Source organism: Olleya aquimaris, assembly GCF_003259525.1.
In the GTDB taxonomy this organism is placed as follows: Bacteria; Bacteroidota; Bacteroidia; order Flavobacteriales; family Flavobacteriaceae; genus Olleya; species Olleya aquimaris.
This window is the reverse complement of record NZ_QLLO01000002.1, coordinates 139,784-157,181: the sequence shown is the minus strand read 5'-3', so window position 1 is coordinate 157,181 and position 17,398 is coordinate 139,784. Positions and strand designations below refer to the sequence as shown.

The following is a 17,398-nucleotide window of genomic DNA, read 5'->3' as shown; positions in this document are numbered from 1 at the left end:
ATTCCAAAATAACAAAATCAAAATTCCAAAACATTCGATTTTTAAATACGAGTGACTTTTTGGGTTTTAGTAATTGGAATTTGAGATTTTTTTAATTGAATTTATGAAAATTAAAACTCAACATACCATCCTTAAAACCGAAAACCTAACCATAGGTTATTCTTCTAAAAAAGAGGACACTGTTGTTGCATCCAACATCAATATTTCATTACAAAAAGGAGAGTTAATTGGATTAGTGGGTGGAAATGGTATTGGTAAATCTACCTTATTAAGAACACTCACTAAGGTTCAACATCCTTTACAAGGAACTATTATTTTAAACAACAAAGACTTAAAAAATTACATTAATCTTGAATTAGCAAAAACCCTGAGTCTAGTGTTAACAGAGCCTATAGCGTCTAAAAACCTAACCGTTTTTGAGGTTGTGGCTTTAGGTAGACAACCTTATACTAATTGGGTTGGCAACTTGTCAGAACATGATATTTCAATTATTAATACAGCAATACTTCAAACTAATATAGAAGATTTAAAACATAAAAAATGTTTCGAGCTTAGCGATGGACAACTACAAAAAGTGATGATAGCACGTGCATTAGCACAAGATACAGACCTAATAATTTTAGACGAGCCAACCACTCATTTAGATATGTACCACAAGGCTTACATCCTAAAACTCCTTCAGAAATTGACTAAAGATACTGGTAAAACTATCTTATTTTCTTCGCATGAAATTGACTTAGCCATACAATTATGTGATAGTATGATTGTGATGTCTAAGGAAGGAATTGCAAGCAATTCGCCATGTCAATTGATAGAAGAAGGTGCTTTCAATAATTTGTTCCCTAAAGACATGATTATTTTTGATGACAAAACTGGAAGTTTCAGAGTAAAGAAATAACACTCTAACTTTTTGACTTGCTGCTTTCATCTTGCAACTTTATATTTATATATTTGATAAAATTCAATTGTTTTAAATGAACGACAACATTATTCTTATTATTTCTATCCTAATAGCTGCAATAATTGGTGCTTATTTAGGTATGCTTTTTACGAAACTAAAAAGTAAAAGCGAACAAAGTACTTTAGAAGAACGTCAAAATCAATTAAGTTTAAACATTCAAGAGCTTAAAGATAATTTAACAAAAATTGAAACCGAACGTGAGGAAATAAGACGTGAAAAAGACTTTTTAAATGCTGAATTAGCCAGAAAAAATACCGAATTAGAAAACCTACAACAACTCAACTTAAAGCGTGATGAAGAGCTGGAATTACGACAAGAACAACTACGTAAAGATTTTGAACTTCTTGCCAATAAAATTTTAGACGAAAAAACAGAGAAATTCACTCTTCAGAATAAAGAAAATATCAAAAATATTCTAAATCCGTTACAAGAGAAAATTCAAATATTTGAGAAAAAAGTAGACGATACCCAAAAAGAAAGCATCAGTATGCACAGTGCTTTAAAAGAGCAATTGTTAGGTTTAAAAGATTTAAACCAACAAATGACCAAAGAAGCAACAAACCTAACCAGAGCCTTGAAAGGTGATAGTAAAATGCAAGGAAATTGGGGCGAATTGGTACTTGAGCGTGTTCTTGAAAAATCTGGTTTAGAAAAAGACCGCGAATATTTTGTACAGCAAAACTTTACACGCGAAGATGGCACTAGAGTGCTACCAGATGTGGTATTACATTTACCAGATAACAAGAAAATGATTATTGATTCTAAAGTGTCATTAACAGATTATGAGCGTTATGTCAATGCAGAAGACAATGAAAGAGATTTATATTTAAAAGCGCATATAAACTCTATTAGAAAACACGTCGAGCAACTTGCAGAAAAAAATTATCAAGATTTATATGATATAGAAAGTCCAGATTTTGTTTTACTTTTTATACCAATAGAACCAGCGTTTGCTGTAGCAATTAATCAGGATAACTCTATTTATAACAAAGCTTTTGAAAAAAATATTGTCATTGTAACTCCTGCTACCCTTTTAGCTACATTAAGAACGGTTGATAGCATGTGGAACAACGAAAAGCAACAACAAAACGCTATAGAAATTGCACGTCAAGCTGGTGCATTATATGATAAGTTTGAAGGCTTAGTCGCAGATTTAACAGGTGTAGGTAAAAAGATTGATGCAGCTAAATCTGATTATTCAGCAGCTATGAATAAATTAGTAGAAGGTCGAGGAAACCTAATTAAAAGTGTCGAAAAAATTAAAAAATTAGGAGCAAAAGCTAAAAAATCGTTACCAGAAAGCATTATAAAACGTGCCGAATCTGAGGACTAAAACATAAAAACATGATAAAATTTCTAGTAAAATCTTTAATTGCAATAGTACTTATAATAGCTGCTTATTTCTGCTTTATTTATTTTGTAACCTATAGTGAAGGTGTAAGAGCTGGAGAGTTGGTAAAATTTAGTAAAAAAGGTGTGATTTTTAAAACTTGGGAAGGCGAAATTAGCCAAGGTGTGTCCGAAGCTCAAATTTTTAAATTCTCTGTTGAAGGTAAAGAAACACAAGTGATTGAAGATTTAAACAGATTACAAGGTCGTTTTGTAAAACTCACCTATTTTGAGCGCTACGCCTCATTTTTCTGGTTAGGAGACACTAAATACTTTATTACCAAAGTAGAAGAAAAAGATAGAGAACCAAGAGGTAATTATTAATGAAAGAATCCACTCAAAACATAATATACAAATGGACGTTAAGAGCTAATTACATTTATATATTTTTGGCTGGAGCTGGATTAGTTTCTTTTGGTTTGGATACATTAATAGAACCAGGTAAACTAACTGATAGAGAAGAGCTAAATTATTTAATGGGCTTTGGTTCCATATTATTTGGATTTATAATTATTATCATTGGATTTTACAGAAAAAATGAAGTAGAAAAATATATTCTTCAACAAAAATTATGAGTAAAGCCTATATTAAAGTAGATGCCTCTAGAATTAGTATTTCAGAATTAATGCTACCGTCCCACTCTAATTTTAGTGGAAAAATTCATGGTGGCTATATATTAAACCTCATGGATCAAATTGCATTTGCTTGTGCATCAAAACACTCTAAAACCTATTGTGTTACTGCAAGTGTCGATACAGTAGATTTTTTAAAACCCATAGAAGTTGGTGAGTTAGTTACTATGAAAGCCTCAGTTAATTTTGTTGGAAACACGTCTATGGTTGTTGGTATTCGTGTAGAAGCAGAAAATATACAAACAGGAGTTATCAAACATTGCAACTCGTCTTATTTTACTATGGTTGCAAAGGACGACCATGGACAATCTGTAGAAGTTCCAGGACTTATTTTAAACGATAAAATTGAAGTAATACGTTTTTTAAAAGCGTTAAAGCGTATTGAAACCAAACAACAACGTCAATATGAATTTAATCACCAAGACTTTTCGCATATTGACTATTTACCTATCCTAAAAGACCATAAAGTTAGAATAGATTTACCGGATAATTATTAATTTCACTACTACTAGTAAAGCGACTTTAAAAAAAATATTGTAAATTAGTTTCCAAGGAAATTAAATTTACTATGAAAAAGAAACTTCTACTTCTCCTAGGTATACTAGCTATTGGATCTGTTTTAGCCTATAATTATATTTACCAAGACCACAGAAATATCAGTGAAGAAACTGCCGAATACAAGGTAACATCAACTAACTTAGTTGAAGATTTTATTAAGGATGTGTCCACAACACAGGACAAATATTTAAATAAAACTATTGAAGTAACAGGTATTGTTACCGCTAAAGACGCAAATTCTGTAACACTAGATAATGTTATATTTTGTACACTGTCTAATAGTTCTACAGTTGCACTTCATTCTAACACAACCATTAAAGGTCGTTGCATAGGGTTTGACGATTTATTAGAAGAAGTTAAACTTGACCAATGCACAATTATAAAATAACCACATGATGAAACAGCTTATTTTCCTACTCTTTTGCTTGCCATTTTTAAGTTTAGCTCAAGATGATTTATTAAATGAAATTGATACTGAAGCTACAGACAACTACGCTACAGCGACTTTTAAAGGTTTAAAAATTGTCAATTTTGAATCTACTAAACTAGTGGCAGATAAAGAATTTACTTTTGTTGTTGCACACCGATTTGGAAGTCTAAAAAATGGATTAGATACTTTTTTTGGATTAGATGATGCAGTTACACGATTAAATTTTATTTATGGTTTAAGTGATGCTATCAATATAAGTGTGTCCAGAAGTAGTTTTCAAAAAATATATGAAAGTGCTTTAAAATATAGGCTAACTCAGCAACAGGATAATGGGTTTCCGTTTACAATTGTTGGTTATAATTCAATTTTAATCAATACTGCATTAGACAAAGCTAATTATCCAAAACTTGAATTTAAAGACAGACTAGGTTATACTGCACAACTACTAATAGCCAGAAAAGTAAGCACTAACCTGTCTTTTGAATTAGCTCCAACCCTGTTTCATGATAATTTTGTGCTAGATAACAATCAAGACAACACTCAATTTGCTTTAGGGATGGGAACACGCTACAAACTAGGTAAACGTTGGAGTTTAAATGCTGATTATGGTTGGCATTTAAATAGATCTAGTACCTCTCCATTTAAAAATCCACTATCTATTGGTATAGATTTAGAAACTGGTGGACACGTCTTCCAAATGCATTTTACCAACGCACAAGCTATGAATACCAATGGGTTTTTAGGTCAAGCTACAGGAGATTGGAGCGATGGAGATATTTACTTTGGATTTAATTTAAGCAGACGCTTTTAATAATAAATACTATGAAAAAGATAACTTATTTAATAACAATTATTAGTCTAACATTTTTTAGTTGTTCTAATAATAGTGAAGACGATTTAATAGACAATACACCACTTCCTGAGGGACAAAAAGTAACTTACACTGCAGATATTAAAACAATTATAGATAATAACTGTATTAGTTGTCATAGCAATCCTCCCGTAAATGGTGCGTCAAACAGCTTAGTGACATATCAAGATGTTTCTAATCAAGCAAATACTGTTTTAAACCGTATTTCATTACAATCTGGTGAAGGAGGTGCGATGCCTTTAGGTGGTCCAAGATTACCACAAGCATCTATTGATTTATTTCAACAATGGATAGAGGATGGTTTATTAGAAAATTAATTGGCAAGCTATTTGCAACATTTTAAAAAATTATAATAATGAAAACAGTATTAACCCTAATAATGGCTTGTATTTTAAGTGTATCAAGCATTGCACAAGACAAGTATTTGACTAAAACAGGTCAAATTACTTTTGAAGCATCAGTCCCTTCTTTTGAAGAAGTTAAAGCTAAAAACGAAGCCACAACAGTAATTTTAAATACTGAAAATGGCGAATTTGCTGCATTGGTTTTTGTAAAAGCGTTTAGATTTAAAAACGCATTAATGGAAGAGCATTTTAATGAAAACTATGCGGAATCTGATACCTATCCTAAAGCTAATTTTAAAGGAAAAATTAGTGACTTTGATTTTGATTCTCTAAATACCACTAACAAAAAAATGTTATACTCAGGCACATTAGAGTTTCATGGTAAAACAAATACCTTAACAGATCTCCCTATGACAATTTCTAAAAATGAAGCTGGTCAAATCGTATTGTCAGGAACATTTAGTGTTAATGTTGACGACTTTGATATTGAAATACCAAAAGTGGTAAGCAATAAATTATCTAAAACTGTAGATGTAGCTTTCAGCTTTACATTAAAGAAAAAATAATTAATATTGTCTCATAAAAAAAGCCTTAACACTTGTTAAGGCTTTTTTTATGTCTATTAAATTTATGTCTAAATTTTGACAAATCGTTTGGTTACAGATTTACCATCTTTTAAAGATGAAATTTTCATTAAGTACACACCATCATTCCATGAAGAAATAGATAGACTTGTATTTAATTGATTAACCGTTTGTAACAATATTCTTTTACCCAACACATTATATACTTCAATAGTTATTCCTTCATCTATTCTATTTGGAATATCTATATTTAAAGTTGTAGATGCTGGATTTGGATAAACATTAATTGCAGTTAAAGTATCTTCAAATGTTGGAACACTTAAAGTTGTAGATGCCATTGTTGCATTTCTTCCACCTCCATGGTAAGCTAACGAGTTTTGAGAGTTTGCACTTCCTTTAGCCCAAACAACAACAAAATTTGTATCACTTGCAGGGAAAACAAAATCATTAGCATCTCCAGTATCTCTATCTCGAGTACCAACAACGGTTCTGACTGACCCATTAACTGTATTTGTACTTAACATCCAGTCTTGATCAGCATCAGTACCTGGTGTTCCGTTTCCTCCTGGCATAAACCTATCAGATAAACTATTGCTAACAAAAATAACTGCGTCATCTCCGCTAAACTGTCCCATAGAACCACCAGAAGAATAATTAGTGTTAGTTAATGCTACACCTAACCATCTATCACTAGGACCAATCATAGTCATAGTTACGGTAGTTGATGTTATATCAAATTGTACTGAATAATCAGTATCCAAAGTGACAACACCTGTACTCCATGTTTGCGAAAAAGCAAATGGAGCTGTTAGTAAAAAAAGTAATAAAGTAATTTTTCTCATAGTCAATTTATTTTAGGTTTAACAATTCATTTAATGTTTCATCTTTATAACTAATAGCAAAATCTAAAGCAGATTTATTTGCATTATTTTTGATGTTAAAATCAGCATCAGCGTCTACTAGTAATTTAATAATGTCATATTTTTTAAATAAAACCGCGTAGTGCATTGCAGTTCCGCCTTGCTTATCTTGAATGTTAGGATTAGCATCATGCTGCAGTAATATAGCAACTATTTTAGTGTAGCCTTTGTAGACAGCTGCCATTAAAGGTGTACCATAATTACTGTTTCCATTTATATCATCTACTTTTCCTGCTAAAAAATTAGCTACTGCTACATTACCATTATAACAGGCTAAAGTTAATGGTGTATAGCCTTGATCGTTTTTTTTGTTTATGGATTGCTGATCTTGTTTATAAATTGCCTCAATATCTTCTAGTGTACCATTTCTGCTGACTTCAAAAATATCCGTTTGTGCATAGCTAAACAATGAACACATTAATAACGTGCTAAACAATAGTGCTTTACCAAATTTAGTAATAGAAAAAAAAGCAATTTTTAGAAACATAAGATACTTTCCTAGGTAATTATCTATAGTAAATTTAGCGTTTTTTTTAATAAAAACCACATTTTAAACTAATTAGCTTAAGTTATAGAAACAAAAAAAGCTCCAAATAGGAGCTTTTTTTATAACTACAATAGTTATATTATTTACTTAAATACATTTTACGTCTTGAATATAAATCGTAAAACTCATCGTCTTTTAAACTTTCTATAAATAAGATACTTTCTCCAGTACTCTTCATTTCTGGACCTAACTTTTTATTAACGTTATGAAATTTATTAAAGGAGAATACAGGTTGCTTGATAGCATAACCTTCTAATTTTGGGTTAAAATTAAAGTCGGTTACTTTTTTCTCTCCCAACATAACTTTAGTAGCATAGTTTACGTATGGTTCTCCATAAGCTTTTGCAATAAACGGAACCGTTCTAGAAGCTCTAGGGTTAGCTTCAATTATGTAAACCATGTCATCTTTAATTGCAAATTGGATATTTATTAAACCAACTGTATTTAAAGCTAATGCAATCTTTTTTGTATGGTCTTTTATTTGTTGCATAACAAATTCTCCTAAATTAAAAGGTGGAAGTGTCGCATTACTATCTCCAGAGTGGATTCCGCATGGTTCAATATGTTCCATAATACCAATTATGTACACATTTTCTCCGTCGCATATAGCATCTGCTTCCGCTTCAATTGCTCCATCTAGATAATGATCTAATAACAACTTGTTGTTTGGCATACGTCTTAACAAGTCAACCACATGCTCTTCTAACTCTTGTTTGTTTATAACAATTTTCATCCCTTGTCCTCCAAGTACATAAGATGGTCTAACTAATATTGGGAAATCCAACACATCTGCAATTGCTAATGCTTCTTCAGCTGTTTCAGCAACATCAAATTCTGGATAAGGGATATTATTTTCTTGTAATAATTTTGAAAAACTTCCTCTATCTTCAGCTAAGTCTAAAGATTCAAAGCTAGTACCAAGAATTTTGATTCCGTATTTAGATAGTTTTTCTGCTAATTTTAAAGCGGTCTGACCACCTAATTGTACAATAACACCTTCTGGTTTTTCATGACGAATAATATCATAAATATGTTCCCAAAAAACAGGTTCAAAATACAGTTTATCTGCAGTATCAAAATCGGTTGAAACCGTTTCTGGATTACAGTTAATCATGATCGTTTCATAACCACATTCTGCTGCAGCCAATACACCATGAACACAACAATAATCAAACTCGATACCTTGTCCAATACGGTTAGGACCTGATCCTAAAACAATAATTTTTTTCTTGTCAGAAACAATACTGTCATTGTCGGCAAAACGTTTTCCATCTGGAGTTTCAACTTCGTTTTCAAACGTAGAATAATAATATGGTGTTTTTGCTTCAAACTCGGCTGCACATGTATCTACTAACTTATATACACGATTGATGTTTAGCTCGTCACGTTTATTGTACACCTGACTTTCTAAACAACCTAACATATGAGCTATTTGACGGTCTCCATAACCTTTTTGCTTTGCTTCAAGTAATAGTTCTCTATCAATTGTATCAATAGTAAAGGTTGAAATTTCTTTTTCAAGTTGGTATAACTCCTCATACTGACGTAAAAACCACATATCTATTTTAGTGATTTCGTGGATACGACTTAACGGAATTCCCATTTGAATAGCATCATAAATCACAAACACACGATCCCAACTTGCATATGTTAGTTTTTCAATGATTTGCTCATAATTTTTATATCCTTTTCCATCTGCACCTAAACCGTTACGTTTAATTTCTAAAGATTGTGTTGCTTTATGAAGTGCTTCTTGAAAAGAACGACCAATACCCATAACCTCACCAACAGACTTCATTTGTAAACCAAGAGTACGATCAGACCCTTCAAATTTATCAAAATTCCAACGTGGTATTTTTACAATGACATAATCTAATGTTGGCTCAAATAACGCAGAAGTTGACTTAGTAATTTGATTTTGTAATTCGTCTAAATGGTAACCCATAGATAATTTAGCAGCCACTTTAGCGATTGGATATCCAGTAGCTTTACTTGCTAGAGCAGAAGAACGAGAAACACGAGGGTTAATTTCTATAGCAATAATATCTTCTTTTTCGTCTGGGCTTACAGCAAATTGTACGTTACAACCTCCAGCAAAATCTCCAATACTTCGCATCATATGGATAGCCATATCACGCATTTTTTGGTAAGTTTTATCACTTAATGTCATTGCAGGTGCAACAGTAATTGAGTCACCTGTATGGATTCCGATTGGGTCCATGTTTTCAATAGCACAAATAATAACAACATTATCATTAGAGTCTCTAAGTAGCTCTAATTCATACTCCTTCCAACCAATTAATGCTTTATCTATCATAACTTCATGGATTGGAGAAGTTTCCAAACCACGTGTTAATAACTCGTCAAAATCTTCTTCTTTATATACAAAAGAAGCACCAGCACCTCCTAAAGTAAATGATGCTCTAATAATTAATGGAAAACCAAACTCTTGAGCAATTTCCTTACCTTGTAAATAAGAGGTCGCAGTAGCTTGAGGCGCCATAGGTATGCCAATTTCAAGCATTAACTCTCTAAACTTTTCTCTATCTTCTGTAATATTTATAGCGTCAATATCTACACCAATAATGTCTACTCCAAAATCTTTCCAAATCCCTTTTTCATCAGCCTCAATACATAAATTAAGTGCAGTTTGCCCACCCATTGTTGGTAAAACAGCATCAATTTGAGGGTGCTCTTTTAAGATTTTTAAAATGGATTTAGTATTTAAGGGTAACAAGTATACATGATCTGCCATACTTGGGTCAGTCATGATTGTTGCTGGATTAGAATTGATTAAAATAGTCTCTATTCCGTCTTCTCTAAGTGAACGTAAGGCTTGAGTACCGGAATAATCAAACTCGCAAGCTTGACCAATAATAATAGGACCAGAACCAATAATAAGAATAGATTTTAACTTCGGATTTTTTGGCATTTTTCTAGTTTTTTAAGCGTTTTCAAAAATAGGTAATCACTGGATACAAAAAAAGGCGTTACACCTAAGTAACGCCTTTAAAATATTAACAATTGTTAATCATTATTTTTTATGTCTAGTTTCAGTTGAAACAGATAATTTCTTTCTTCCTTTAGCACGACGACGCGCTAATACTTTTCTACCATTAGCAGAAGCCATTCTTTCTCTAAAACCATGTTTATTTCTTCTCTTTCTTTTTGATGGCTGAAACGTTCTTTTTGGCATTGTCTTATATTTTAAAAATCTTTATAGTAAATATTTTATTGCTTTAGACTTTCTCTAAAACTGAGCGCAAATATACAAAGGGTTTTTTATTTGACAAACCTAATTTTAAAAATATTTTTAAAGAAATTTTTAGTTTCTTTGTACTCCAATTAAAAAAACGTTTAAAAACGTTAAAAATCAAGTAATACAAGACTTTTAAACTTAACAAAAATGTACAATAAAGTAATAAAATTAATTTTATCAATAGGAATATTTGGAGTAGCTATTTGGCAATTTACTGAAGGAGAGATAGGAAATGGCATCATGTTTATCTTTTTATCGCTAATATTTTTGTTCTTATATTTTAAAAATGAATTTATTTTACTTGCTTTTTTACGTTTAAGAAAGCAAGATTTTCCTGGTGCAAAAAAATGGTTAGATAAAATTAAAAATCCTGAAACCGCACTTGTTAGAAAACAACAAGGTTATTATAATTTTTTAAACGGAATTATGGTCTCTCAGGATAATATGAATGAAGCTGAGCGTTATTTTAGAAAAGCAGAACAATTAGGATTATCCATGGATCACGATATGGCTATGGTAAAACTTAATTTAGCTGGTGTAGCCATGTCTAAAAGACGTAAGCAAGAAGCTACTAAATTATTAGCTGAAGCACAAAAGCTAGACAAACAAGGTATGTTGACAGATCAAATAAAAATGATGAAAGACAACATGAAACGTGCCCAAGCACCAAAACAACATTATGGGCAAGGTGGATCTTTACGTGCACAAAAAAGACGTGGTAGATAATAAAAAATTTACCTTTTTAAAGTAAAGTGACCTTTATAAACTGCTCCATTTGCTCTAGTAACTTCAAACCAATAGTCGCTGGTTGGCATTTTTTGACCATTATAGGTACCATCCCAACCAGCATCTTGGCTTCCAAATTGTGTGATTAATTTTCCGTACCTATCAAAAATAACTACTTGCAGTTCTGGTTCTGAATTAGAAAATTTGATTTGCCATACGTCGTTTTTATTATCGCCATTTGGAGTAAAAAAACGAGGATAGTTTAGTAAATACACTTCTTCTGTAACTGTATCACAACCATTTAAATCCTTGATATAAACGGTATAGTCTCCAGGTAATAAGTTAGAGAAAGTATTATTGGTTTGGTAATTAATATTATCTAAAGAAAATTGATAATTACCAGCTCCTGTAACCAGAACAGTAATGGTATTTTCTGTTGCAGTCCAATCTAAGGTTTTTATCTCCTGAATAATTGCAGGTTCTGAACTAACAACCACAAACTCTTTAGTAGTATTGCAATTAAAAGCTCCGTAATTATTAGTTACAGCTACTTGATAAGTTCCTGGCTGATCAACAATAATAGTTTGAGTAGCATCTCCTGTGGACCATAAATAACTGTCAAAACCTGGGTCTGCTGTTAAAGTTACTACGTCTTCAGGACAAATAAAACTTGTAGTCTCAGGACTTAAAACTGGTGTTTGACCAACAAAAATTTGAAATGAAGTTGTAGCATAACAGACAATTAAATTGTTATGAAACACCCTTGCATAAATAGTTTGAGGATTAGTGATATTGGTATAAGAATCTGGTAACGCATTGTTACCTGTATTAGCATCTTCTTGACTAAGGTGATAGGTTACATTATAATTGTTAGGGTTTTGGTTACCTAATATTTGAGCGTTTTGATCTGATAGTATAAATACATCTGCTTCTATGCTATCATTTCTACATATAGATAAATTATCAGGTGTGTTTGCTCTTGCTAGTGGTAATAAATTTTCAAGATTAACAATAATATTTTCAATACTTCCACAAGCATCTTCTACCCTAATTTCATAGGTTCCAGGCGCTAAATCTGTAAAGGTGTTATTAGCTCCATTATCTATGTTACTTGGAGCTATTATGCTAAAATTAAAAGGCTCTACACCTATCACATCAACTATTACATCATTATTATCAGATCCACCTGTACAATCTAAATTATAAACTCCAGAAATTATTAAATCTGAGAAGATGGTAAAGTTTGTAAAAATATCTAAGCAAAACACATCAGGGTTTGTGGTGTTTAAAGGTTGAAATACTTTTATTAATCTAAATTCTCCAGTTAAAAATACATTAAAAAGAGTCTCAAAATTTTCAATCTGTATTGCAGTTGTCGTATTAGGTATTTGTCCTTCTGTGTATTCAGCTTCAGTATTAGGATGTGTCCAAATATTAGTATCTGGATTTAATCTTTGTAGCCAATAGGTTTGATTCATTGTACTTTCATCAAAATCATTAATTGTCACATCAAACGACCCACAATTTCGCGATAAGGTATAAATCCCTGGATTACTAGAATAACTATTAATTGTTACATCTGTTGTATACTGAAAACCACATTCATCTGTAGATTCAAAAATGTAATTACCAATGGGTAAATTGTTAATAAATAAACTACCAGAATCGTTTATATTATTACTGACATCAGCTGGAAGATTTTGGTTAAACGTTGCTGGTGCAGAAGTAATAACCACAGCGTTGAGACTTCCATGAGCACTTGATAAATTTAACGAACCTGTTGCAGTTTCACAATTTGGAAGGGTTGACACCATTAATTCTTGAAACTCAAAATCAGGAACTGAAGCTTCAATGGTATACTCTACTCCGCAATCATCAGTTATTAATAAAGTATAATTTCCAGGTGGAATATTATCTTGAATAGAAAACATGCCATTATTAATAAAATTACTGACATTATGAGGTAATGGTTGACTATAACTTGTAGGTGCAGCAGTAATAATAACAGAAATTAATTCTCTGTTAGACACACTTACACCAATAAAACCTGACGAAACAGAACACCCACTATTACTTGTATTTACTATTGGCTCTGCCTGAATTTCTTCAATAGAAATTGTCCCAGTACCTATTCTTCCACAAGCATCAATTATATCAATGTTATAAGTACCAATAGGCAATAAATTACTATCATCACCAAAAGTTGTTGCATCCTGTGTATATGGTCCAGGATAATCTGCATTATAATTTGAAGGATCAAATCCTGTAGGAAAAGAGGTGAAATTTATATTATATGGCGGGAAAAAATTTTCAATATTTACATTTAAAAACTCTCCACAAGAGGCTTCCTCTTTAACCAAATTAACTTTAGGGTTTGGATTAATGGGATGATTGACCTCAAATAAATCATCACAAGAATCTGTAATTTGCATGTTGACAATAAAATTATCTGATCCAAAAAGTGGTATTATTTGGTTAATAGTAACTCCCTCTGGTGGTCCAGAAGATATATTTTGAGTAACTACAATATTAGGCGAACCATCTGGTGGTAAAATGGTATAGGTCACTAACAAAGGATATAATATTGGATAGCCTTCAAAAGCGATAATATTAGTAGACATGTCGACCTCATCACAATCATTATAAGTTACAGGAAGTGTAGCATTTGAAATACTAAAATTATTAGTATTTAAAACCATTGTATAGGTTTTTGAAACTGCATTATCACAATCGTCAAAGACTCTAATAACATAGCTTCCGGCTTGAAGATTAGGAAATATATTAGAAGATTGTGGACTTACCATTACTGGACCCGAAATGATTTCGAATAAAACCGCATTACCAGATAAAACATTTACAGTAATTGTTCCTTCTGGATCACAATCTGTTGACGTGGTATGTGAAACTTGGTAGTCTAATGCTGTAGTTAAATCGTTTATAGTAATATCTTGTTGTTGCGAGTTTTCCTGGTTGCTAAGAATCTGTGTAGCTACAACACTGTAATTTCCAGCTTGAAGACTATTAAAAAAATCTTCTGTAGTTTCTGCTATAGGATTATTAACATCCGGTAAAAGATACAATGTGTAAGTTATTGTGGAGCCAGGTGTTGTGTTAGATACTGACATCTGTAAAGCACCATTACCTGTACATGTTTGATCTGTTGCAGTAACTGTTAAATTAAAATCAGAAAGTTGAGAATAACAAAGTCCGTTAGTAAACAATAAAAATATAGCAAGAACAGCCCTTAGCTTTATTATTTCGTCTTTTATTTTTAAAGAATTTTGCACTTTATTTTAACTCTATTAGTAACTTATAAATATACAATATAATACCCAATACTATTATTATACTGTAATTGCATAAAGTGGTTAAGAAGAGTGATTATTTACTAAAAAACATTTTAACAGCCACTAAAATTAGCAAGACACTAAACATTTTTTTTAAGATATTTTCATTGATATTGAGAGCAACTTTAGTACCTAAAAAACCACCAATTACAAAGGTTACTGCTATAATAATAGCATATTTCCAATTTAATGGATCTTCTCCTGTTTTATGATATGTATAAGCTGCTAAAAAAGTGACAGGAACAGCTAAAACAGCAAGACTTGTCCCTTGCGCTTGGTGTTGCGTATAACTTAACAAAAACACCATAAGTGGCACCATAACCACTCCGCCACCAATTCCAAACATACCACTGAATAAACCTGCTAATAACCCTATGATTATTAGTATTAAAAATGTTGTTAAGCTCATTGTATCTTTCATTTTAGTTATAATAAAGGTGCCCAAAGCCTACAATAGGCTTCTTGAATAATGAGGAAATTAGACCTGTTTTGCCATCTTTTAAAGTCTATTTGATCTGCATTTTCTAAATCCTTAATAAACATAGCTTTGGCTTCTTTTGTTTTATCTTTATTGTAGATTAATGCATTTATTTCAAAATTAATATTAAAACTTCTGTAATCCATATTACAGGTACCAATGGTTGTAAAAATATCGTCAACCACCATGGTTTTTGCATGTATAAATCCTTTTTGATACCTATACACTTTAATATTTGCTTTTAGTAATTGCTCTAAATAAGAATTGGTAGCATGTTTTGCAGTCCAAGAATCTGATTTATCTGGAATTAACAATCTAACATCCACACCACTTTTTGAAGCCACTTGCATAGCTGTAATAATCTGGTCATTAGGTATAAAGTAAGGCGTTGTTATATACACATAATCCTCTGCAGTTACTATAGCAAAAAAGATAGCTTCCATAATATTAGCCCAATCTGTATCTGGACCACTAGCTGCAATTTGAACATGCTCAACTGTTTTGATTTTATTTTGAGGGAAGAAACTACGATCTAGTCTTAAAGTAGATTCTGAAACAAAATTCCAATTGGTTAAAAATTGAGTTTGTAACGAAAAAACTGCTTCTCCTTCAATTCTTAAATGTGTGTCTCTCCAATATTTTTTGTTTTCTGGATAATTTACATACGTATCCGACACGTTAATACCACCTACATAGCCTATTTCTCCATCAATTATTACTATTTTTCTGTGGTTTCTGTAGTTCATTTTTCCTGTAAACCTTGGAAATAATACTGGCATAAAAGCATGAAATTCTATTTTTGAATTCTTCATTTTACTTTTCATTTTTGAAGAAATCTTACTACCAACATCATCAAAGCTTAATCTTACTTTAACACCTTCCTTAGCTTTTTGACACAATAGGTCAAGAAACTTAGTACCTATTTTATCGTCTTTTAAAATATAATATTCGATATGAATGTGCTGTTTTGCAGATTCAATATCTTTAAATAATTTTTCAAATTTGTTTTCACCGTTAATAATAATTTCTACTTGATTATATTTTGTTAATGGTGACTTATCATTTTTTTGAAGTAATTGAATTAATCTTATTTGGTCTTCGTCAGCGTTAGTTTCGTGCTTTGCAATTGATTCAGGATCTATTTTTAAGTTTTCATTAATGGACTTGATAAGCTTATTGTTAAGTACATCTTTACGGTTAAAAATTTTATTTTTTCTGTATTCTTGCCCAAAAAAGTAATATACAATTAGCCCAAAAAAAGGAAACACTAACAATACAATAATGTATGTTAGTGTTTTTGTAGGATTTATAGATTTAAATAATATTGTAGTTACTGCTATAATAGCTAAAATGTAATTTAGCACAATAGCAATTGTCCACCAATTATCCTTTAAAAATTCAATCATTTAAGGGTTAGTTTGATAAAATCCTTCTCTTGGAATATCTATGAAGTATTGTTTTCTGGAATTATTATTTAAATGTGGTTCTCTTAACCAAGGATTATGCAATTTTAATATTTTATAATTAATTCCGAATTGTTTTGCAAAGTTTGCAAAATCTGTTACTGCTGTGTCTACTGCTACTTGATAAGTTGGAATGGATTTGTATAAATCTTTGTCTCTAAAGTTAAAACCGTATTTATCTGGATTAGATAATATTTCTTTTAGAGCTATTATTCTGAAAACATATCGTCCCGTTTCTTCGCCTAATAACAAATCGTAATAGCTACTTACCTTTTGCGCTTCTAATCGTTTAGATATTCCATAATTACCAGCATTATATGCTGCTGCAGCAGATGTCCAAGAGCCTAAACTTTCTTTAGCTTTCTTTAAATATTCACAAGCTACTTCTGTTGCTTTTTCAAGATGATAGCGCTCATCGACATTATCATTGACTTCAAGACCATATTCTCGACCTGTAGCTTTCATGATTTGCCAAAATCCACTGGCACCTGCTGGAGAACGTGCATCAGTAAGACCACTTTCTATAACTGCTAAATATTTAAAATCGTCTGGCACACCATGTTTTGCCAAAATAGGCTCGATGATTGGGAAATATTTTTTGGCACGTTTAAACATTAATAAACCGTTGGATTGCCAATAGGTGTTTACCAAAAGCTCTTTATCCATACGCTCATAAATATCCGGATTGGAAAGTGGAACAGCTTCTCCTGCAAACTCTAAATATGGTGGCATTTGGATGGCATAAACGTTGTAATCGTTTATGATTTTCTTTTCAAAATTTTCATCAGTTGGTGCGTTTTGAAAGGCATTAATAAATAACATCCCAAGGACTGCTAAACCAACTATAGCTAAACTTTTTTGTACTATCTTCATCTTCTTCTCTTTTTGT

The 17,398-nt window shown here is 31.5% G+C and carries 18 protein-coding genes; 10 read left to right on the top strand and 8 right to left on the bottom strand.

Annotation, left to right across the window (positions count from 1 at the left end; all coding sequences use genetic code 11):
* Window positions 1–103: 103 nt before the first annotated feature.
* The 9 genes from LY08_RS03435 to LY08_RS03395 all read left to right on the top strand — a co-directional run bounded on the left by LY08_RS03435 (window position 104) and on the right by LY08_RS03395 (window position 5,751).
* On the top strand, window positions 104–898 hold the full coding sequence (locus LY08_RS03435; protein ID WP_111659042.1) for an ABC transporter ATP-binding protein: 795 nt from the start codon (window positions 104–106) through the stop codon (window positions 896–898).
* A 76-nt stretch (window positions 899–974) separates the two neighbouring features.
* A complete protein-coding gene (locus LY08_RS03430; protein WP_111659041.1) occupies window positions 975–2,294 on the top strand; it encodes a DNA recombination protein RmuC in 1,320 nt (439 codons plus the stop codon).
* An 11-nt stretch (window positions 2,295–2,305) separates the two neighbouring features.
* Window positions 2,306–2,674 carry a 6-phosphogluconate dehydrogenase gene (locus LY08_RS03425; protein WP_111659040.1) on the top strand — a complete coding sequence of 123 codons (369 nt, stop codon included), beginning with the start codon at window positions 2,306–2,308 and terminating at the stop codon, window positions 2,672–2,674.
* On the top strand, window positions 2,674–2,925 hold the full coding sequence (locus LY08_RS03420; RefSeq protein WP_111659039.1) for a hypothetical protein: 252 nt from the start codon (window positions 2,674–2,676) through the stop codon (window positions 2,923–2,925). Before LY08_RS03425 ends, LY08_RS03420 begins: the two co-directional genes overlap by 1 nt.
* Window positions 2,922–3,479, top strand: coding sequence for an acyl-CoA thioesterase (locus LY08_RS03415; RefSeq protein WP_111659038.1), 558 nt, complete (start codon window positions 2,922–2,924; stop codon window positions 3,477–3,479). The genes LY08_RS03420 and LY08_RS03415 overlap by 4 nt, the downstream gene beginning before the upstream one ends.
* Window positions 3,480–3,550: 71 nt before the next feature.
* Complete coding sequence (locus tag LY08_RS03410; protein WP_111659037.1) at window positions 3,551–3,928, top strand: OB-fold protein; 378 nt, start codon at window positions 3,551–3,553, stop codon at window positions 3,926–3,928.
* Between the two features lie 4 nt (window positions 3,929–3,932).
* Complete coding sequence (locus LY08_RS03405; RefSeq protein WP_317046872.1) at window positions 3,933–4,781, top strand: DUF5777 family beta-barrel protein; 849 nt, start codon at window positions 3,933–3,935, stop codon at window positions 4,779–4,781.
* An 11-nt stretch (window positions 4,782–4,792) separates the two neighbouring features.
* Window positions 4,793–5,158 (top strand): hypothetical protein, encoded by a 366-nt coding sequence (locus LY08_RS03400; RefSeq protein ID WP_111659035.1) that lies wholly within the window; start codon window positions 4,793–4,795, stop codon window positions 5,156–5,158.
* 38 nt (window positions 5,159–5,196) lie between these two features.
* On the top strand, window positions 5,197–5,751 hold the full coding sequence (locus LY08_RS03395; protein ID WP_111659034.1) for a YceI family protein: 555 nt from the start codon (window positions 5,197–5,199) through the stop codon (window positions 5,749–5,751).
* 68 nt (window positions 5,752–5,819) lie between these two features.
* On the opposite strand, the gene LY08_RS03390 is transcribed toward LY08_RS03395, so the two are convergent.
* From LY08_RS03390 to rpmH, 4 genes are all read right to left on the bottom strand, one after another.
* Entirely contained in the window at window positions 5,820–6,611 is a 792-nt protein-coding gene (locus tag LY08_RS03390) for a T9SS type A sorting domain-containing protein (RefSeq protein WP_111659033.1), read from the bottom strand.
* A gap of 7 nt (window positions 6,612–6,618) precedes the next feature.
* Window positions 6,619–7,107, bottom strand: coding sequence for an ankyrin repeat domain-containing protein (locus LY08_RS03385; RefSeq protein ID WP_170120598.1), 489 nt, complete (start codon window positions 7,105–7,107; stop codon window positions 6,619–6,621).
* A 208-nt stretch (window positions 7,108–7,315) separates the two neighbouring features.
* Window positions 7,316–10,168 carry a carbamoyl-phosphate synthase large subunit gene (carB, locus tag LY08_RS03380; protein ID WP_111659032.1) on the bottom strand — a complete coding sequence of 951 codons (2,853 nt, stop codon included), beginning with the start codon at window positions 10,166–10,168 and terminating at the stop codon, window positions 7,316–7,318.
* A 102-nt stretch (window positions 10,169–10,270) separates the two neighbouring features.
* Window positions 10,271–10,432, bottom strand: a complete 162-nt coding sequence (gene rpmH, locus LY08_RS03375) for a 50S ribosomal protein L34 (RefSeq protein ID WP_034059443.1) — start codon at window positions 10,430–10,432, stop codon at window positions 10,271–10,273.
* A 210-nt stretch (window positions 10,433–10,642) separates the two neighbouring features.
* Here rpmH and LY08_RS03370 point away from each other — a divergent pair, with 210 nt between their 5' ends.
* Window positions 10,643–11,221, top strand: a complete 579-nt coding sequence (locus LY08_RS03370) for a tetratricopeptide repeat protein (protein ID WP_111659031.1) — start codon at window positions 10,643–10,645, stop codon at window positions 11,219–11,221.
* An 8-nt stretch (window positions 11,222–11,229) separates the two neighbouring features.
* Here LY08_RS03370 and LY08_RS03365 read toward each other — a convergent pair whose 3' ends face one another.
* The 4 genes from LY08_RS03365 to LY08_RS03350 all read right to left on the bottom strand — a co-directional run bounded on the left by LY08_RS03365 (window position 11,230) and on the right by LY08_RS03350 (window position 17,382).
* Entirely contained in the window at window positions 11,230–14,508 is a 3,279-nt protein-coding gene (locus LY08_RS03365) for a T9SS type B sorting domain-containing protein (RefSeq protein ID WP_111659030.1), read from the bottom strand.
* Between the two features lie 94 nt (window positions 14,509–14,602).
* Window positions 14,603–14,977, bottom strand: a complete 375-nt coding sequence (locus LY08_RS03360; RefSeq protein ID WP_111659326.1) for a sulfite exporter TauE/SafE family protein — start codon at window positions 14,975–14,977, stop codon at window positions 14,603–14,605.
* 17 nt (window positions 14,978–14,994) lie between these two features.
* Complete coding sequence (gene cls / locus LY08_RS03355; protein WP_111659029.1) at window positions 14,995–16,452, bottom strand: cardiolipin synthase; 1,458 nt, start codon at window positions 16,450–16,452, stop codon at window positions 14,995–14,997.
* On the bottom strand, window positions 16,453–17,382 hold the full coding sequence (locus LY08_RS03350) for a lytic transglycosylase domain-containing protein (protein ID WP_111659028.1): 930 nt from the start codon (window positions 17,380–17,382) through the stop codon (window positions 16,453–16,455).
* Window positions 17,383–17,398: the final 16 nt, after the last annotated feature.

Excerpts from the sequence above, each read along its gene's own strand:
- LY08_RS03435 (WP_111659042.1), top strand. The coding sequence starts at position 104 with ATGAAAATTAAAACTCAACATACCATCCTTAAAACCGAAAACCTAACC.
- LY08_RS03430 (WP_111659041.1), top strand. The coding sequence starts at position 975 with ATGAACGACAACATTATTCTTATTATTTCTATCCTAATAGCTGCAATA.
- LY08_RS03425 (WP_111659040.1), top strand. The coding sequence starts at position 2,306 with ATGATAAAATTTCTAGTAAAATCTTTAATTGCAATAGTACTTATAATA.
- LY08_RS03420 (WP_111659039.1), top strand. The coding sequence starts at position 2,674 with ATGAAAGAATCCACTCAAAACATAATATACAAATGGACGTTAAGAGCT.
- LY08_RS03415 (WP_111659038.1), top strand. The coding sequence starts at position 2,922 with ATGAGTAAAGCCTATATTAAAGTAGATGCCTCTAGAATTAGTATTTCA.
- LY08_RS03410 (WP_111659037.1), top strand. The coding sequence starts at position 3,551 with ATGAAAAAGAAACTTCTACTTCTCCTAGGTATACTAGCTATTGGATCT.
- LY08_RS03405 (WP_317046872.1), top strand. The coding sequence starts at position 3,933 with ATGATGAAACAGCTTATTTTCCTACTCTTTTGCTTGCCATTTTTAAGT.
- LY08_RS03400 (WP_111659035.1), top strand. The coding sequence starts at position 4,793 with ATGAAAAAGATAACTTATTTAATAACAATTATTAGTCTAACATTTTTT.
- LY08_RS03395 (WP_111659034.1), top strand. The coding sequence starts at position 5,197 with ATGAAAACAGTATTAACCCTAATAATGGCTTGTATTTTAAGTGTATCA.
- LY08_RS03390 (WP_111659033.1), bottom strand. The coding sequence starts at position 6,611 with ATGAGAAAAATTACTTTATTACTTTTTTTACTAACAGCTCCATTTGCT.
- LY08_RS03385 (WP_170120598.1), bottom strand. The coding sequence starts at position 7,107 with ATGTGTTCATTGTTTAGCTATGCACAAACGGATATTTTTGAAGTCAGC.
- carB (WP_111659032.1), bottom strand. The coding sequence starts at position 10,168 with ATGCCAAAAAATCCGAAGTTAAAATCTATTCTTATTATTGGTTCTGGT.
- rpmH (WP_034059443.1), bottom strand. The coding sequence starts at position 10,432 with ATGCCAAAAAGAACGTTTCAGCCATCAAAAAGAAAGAGAAGAAATAAA.
- LY08_RS03370 (WP_111659031.1), top strand. The coding sequence starts at position 10,643 with ATGTACAATAAAGTAATAAAATTAATTTTATCAATAGGAATATTTGGA.
- LY08_RS03360 (WP_111659326.1), bottom strand. The coding sequence starts at position 14,977 with ATGAGCTTAACAACATTTTTAATACTAATAATCATAGGGTTATTAGCA.
- cls (WP_111659029.1), bottom strand. The coding sequence starts at position 16,452 with ATGATTGAATTTTTAAAGGATAATTGGTGGACAATTGCTATTGTGCTA.
- LY08_RS03350 (WP_111659028.1), bottom strand. The coding sequence starts at position 17,382 with ATGAAGATAGTACAAAAAAGTTTAGCTATAGTTGGTTTAGCAGTCCTT.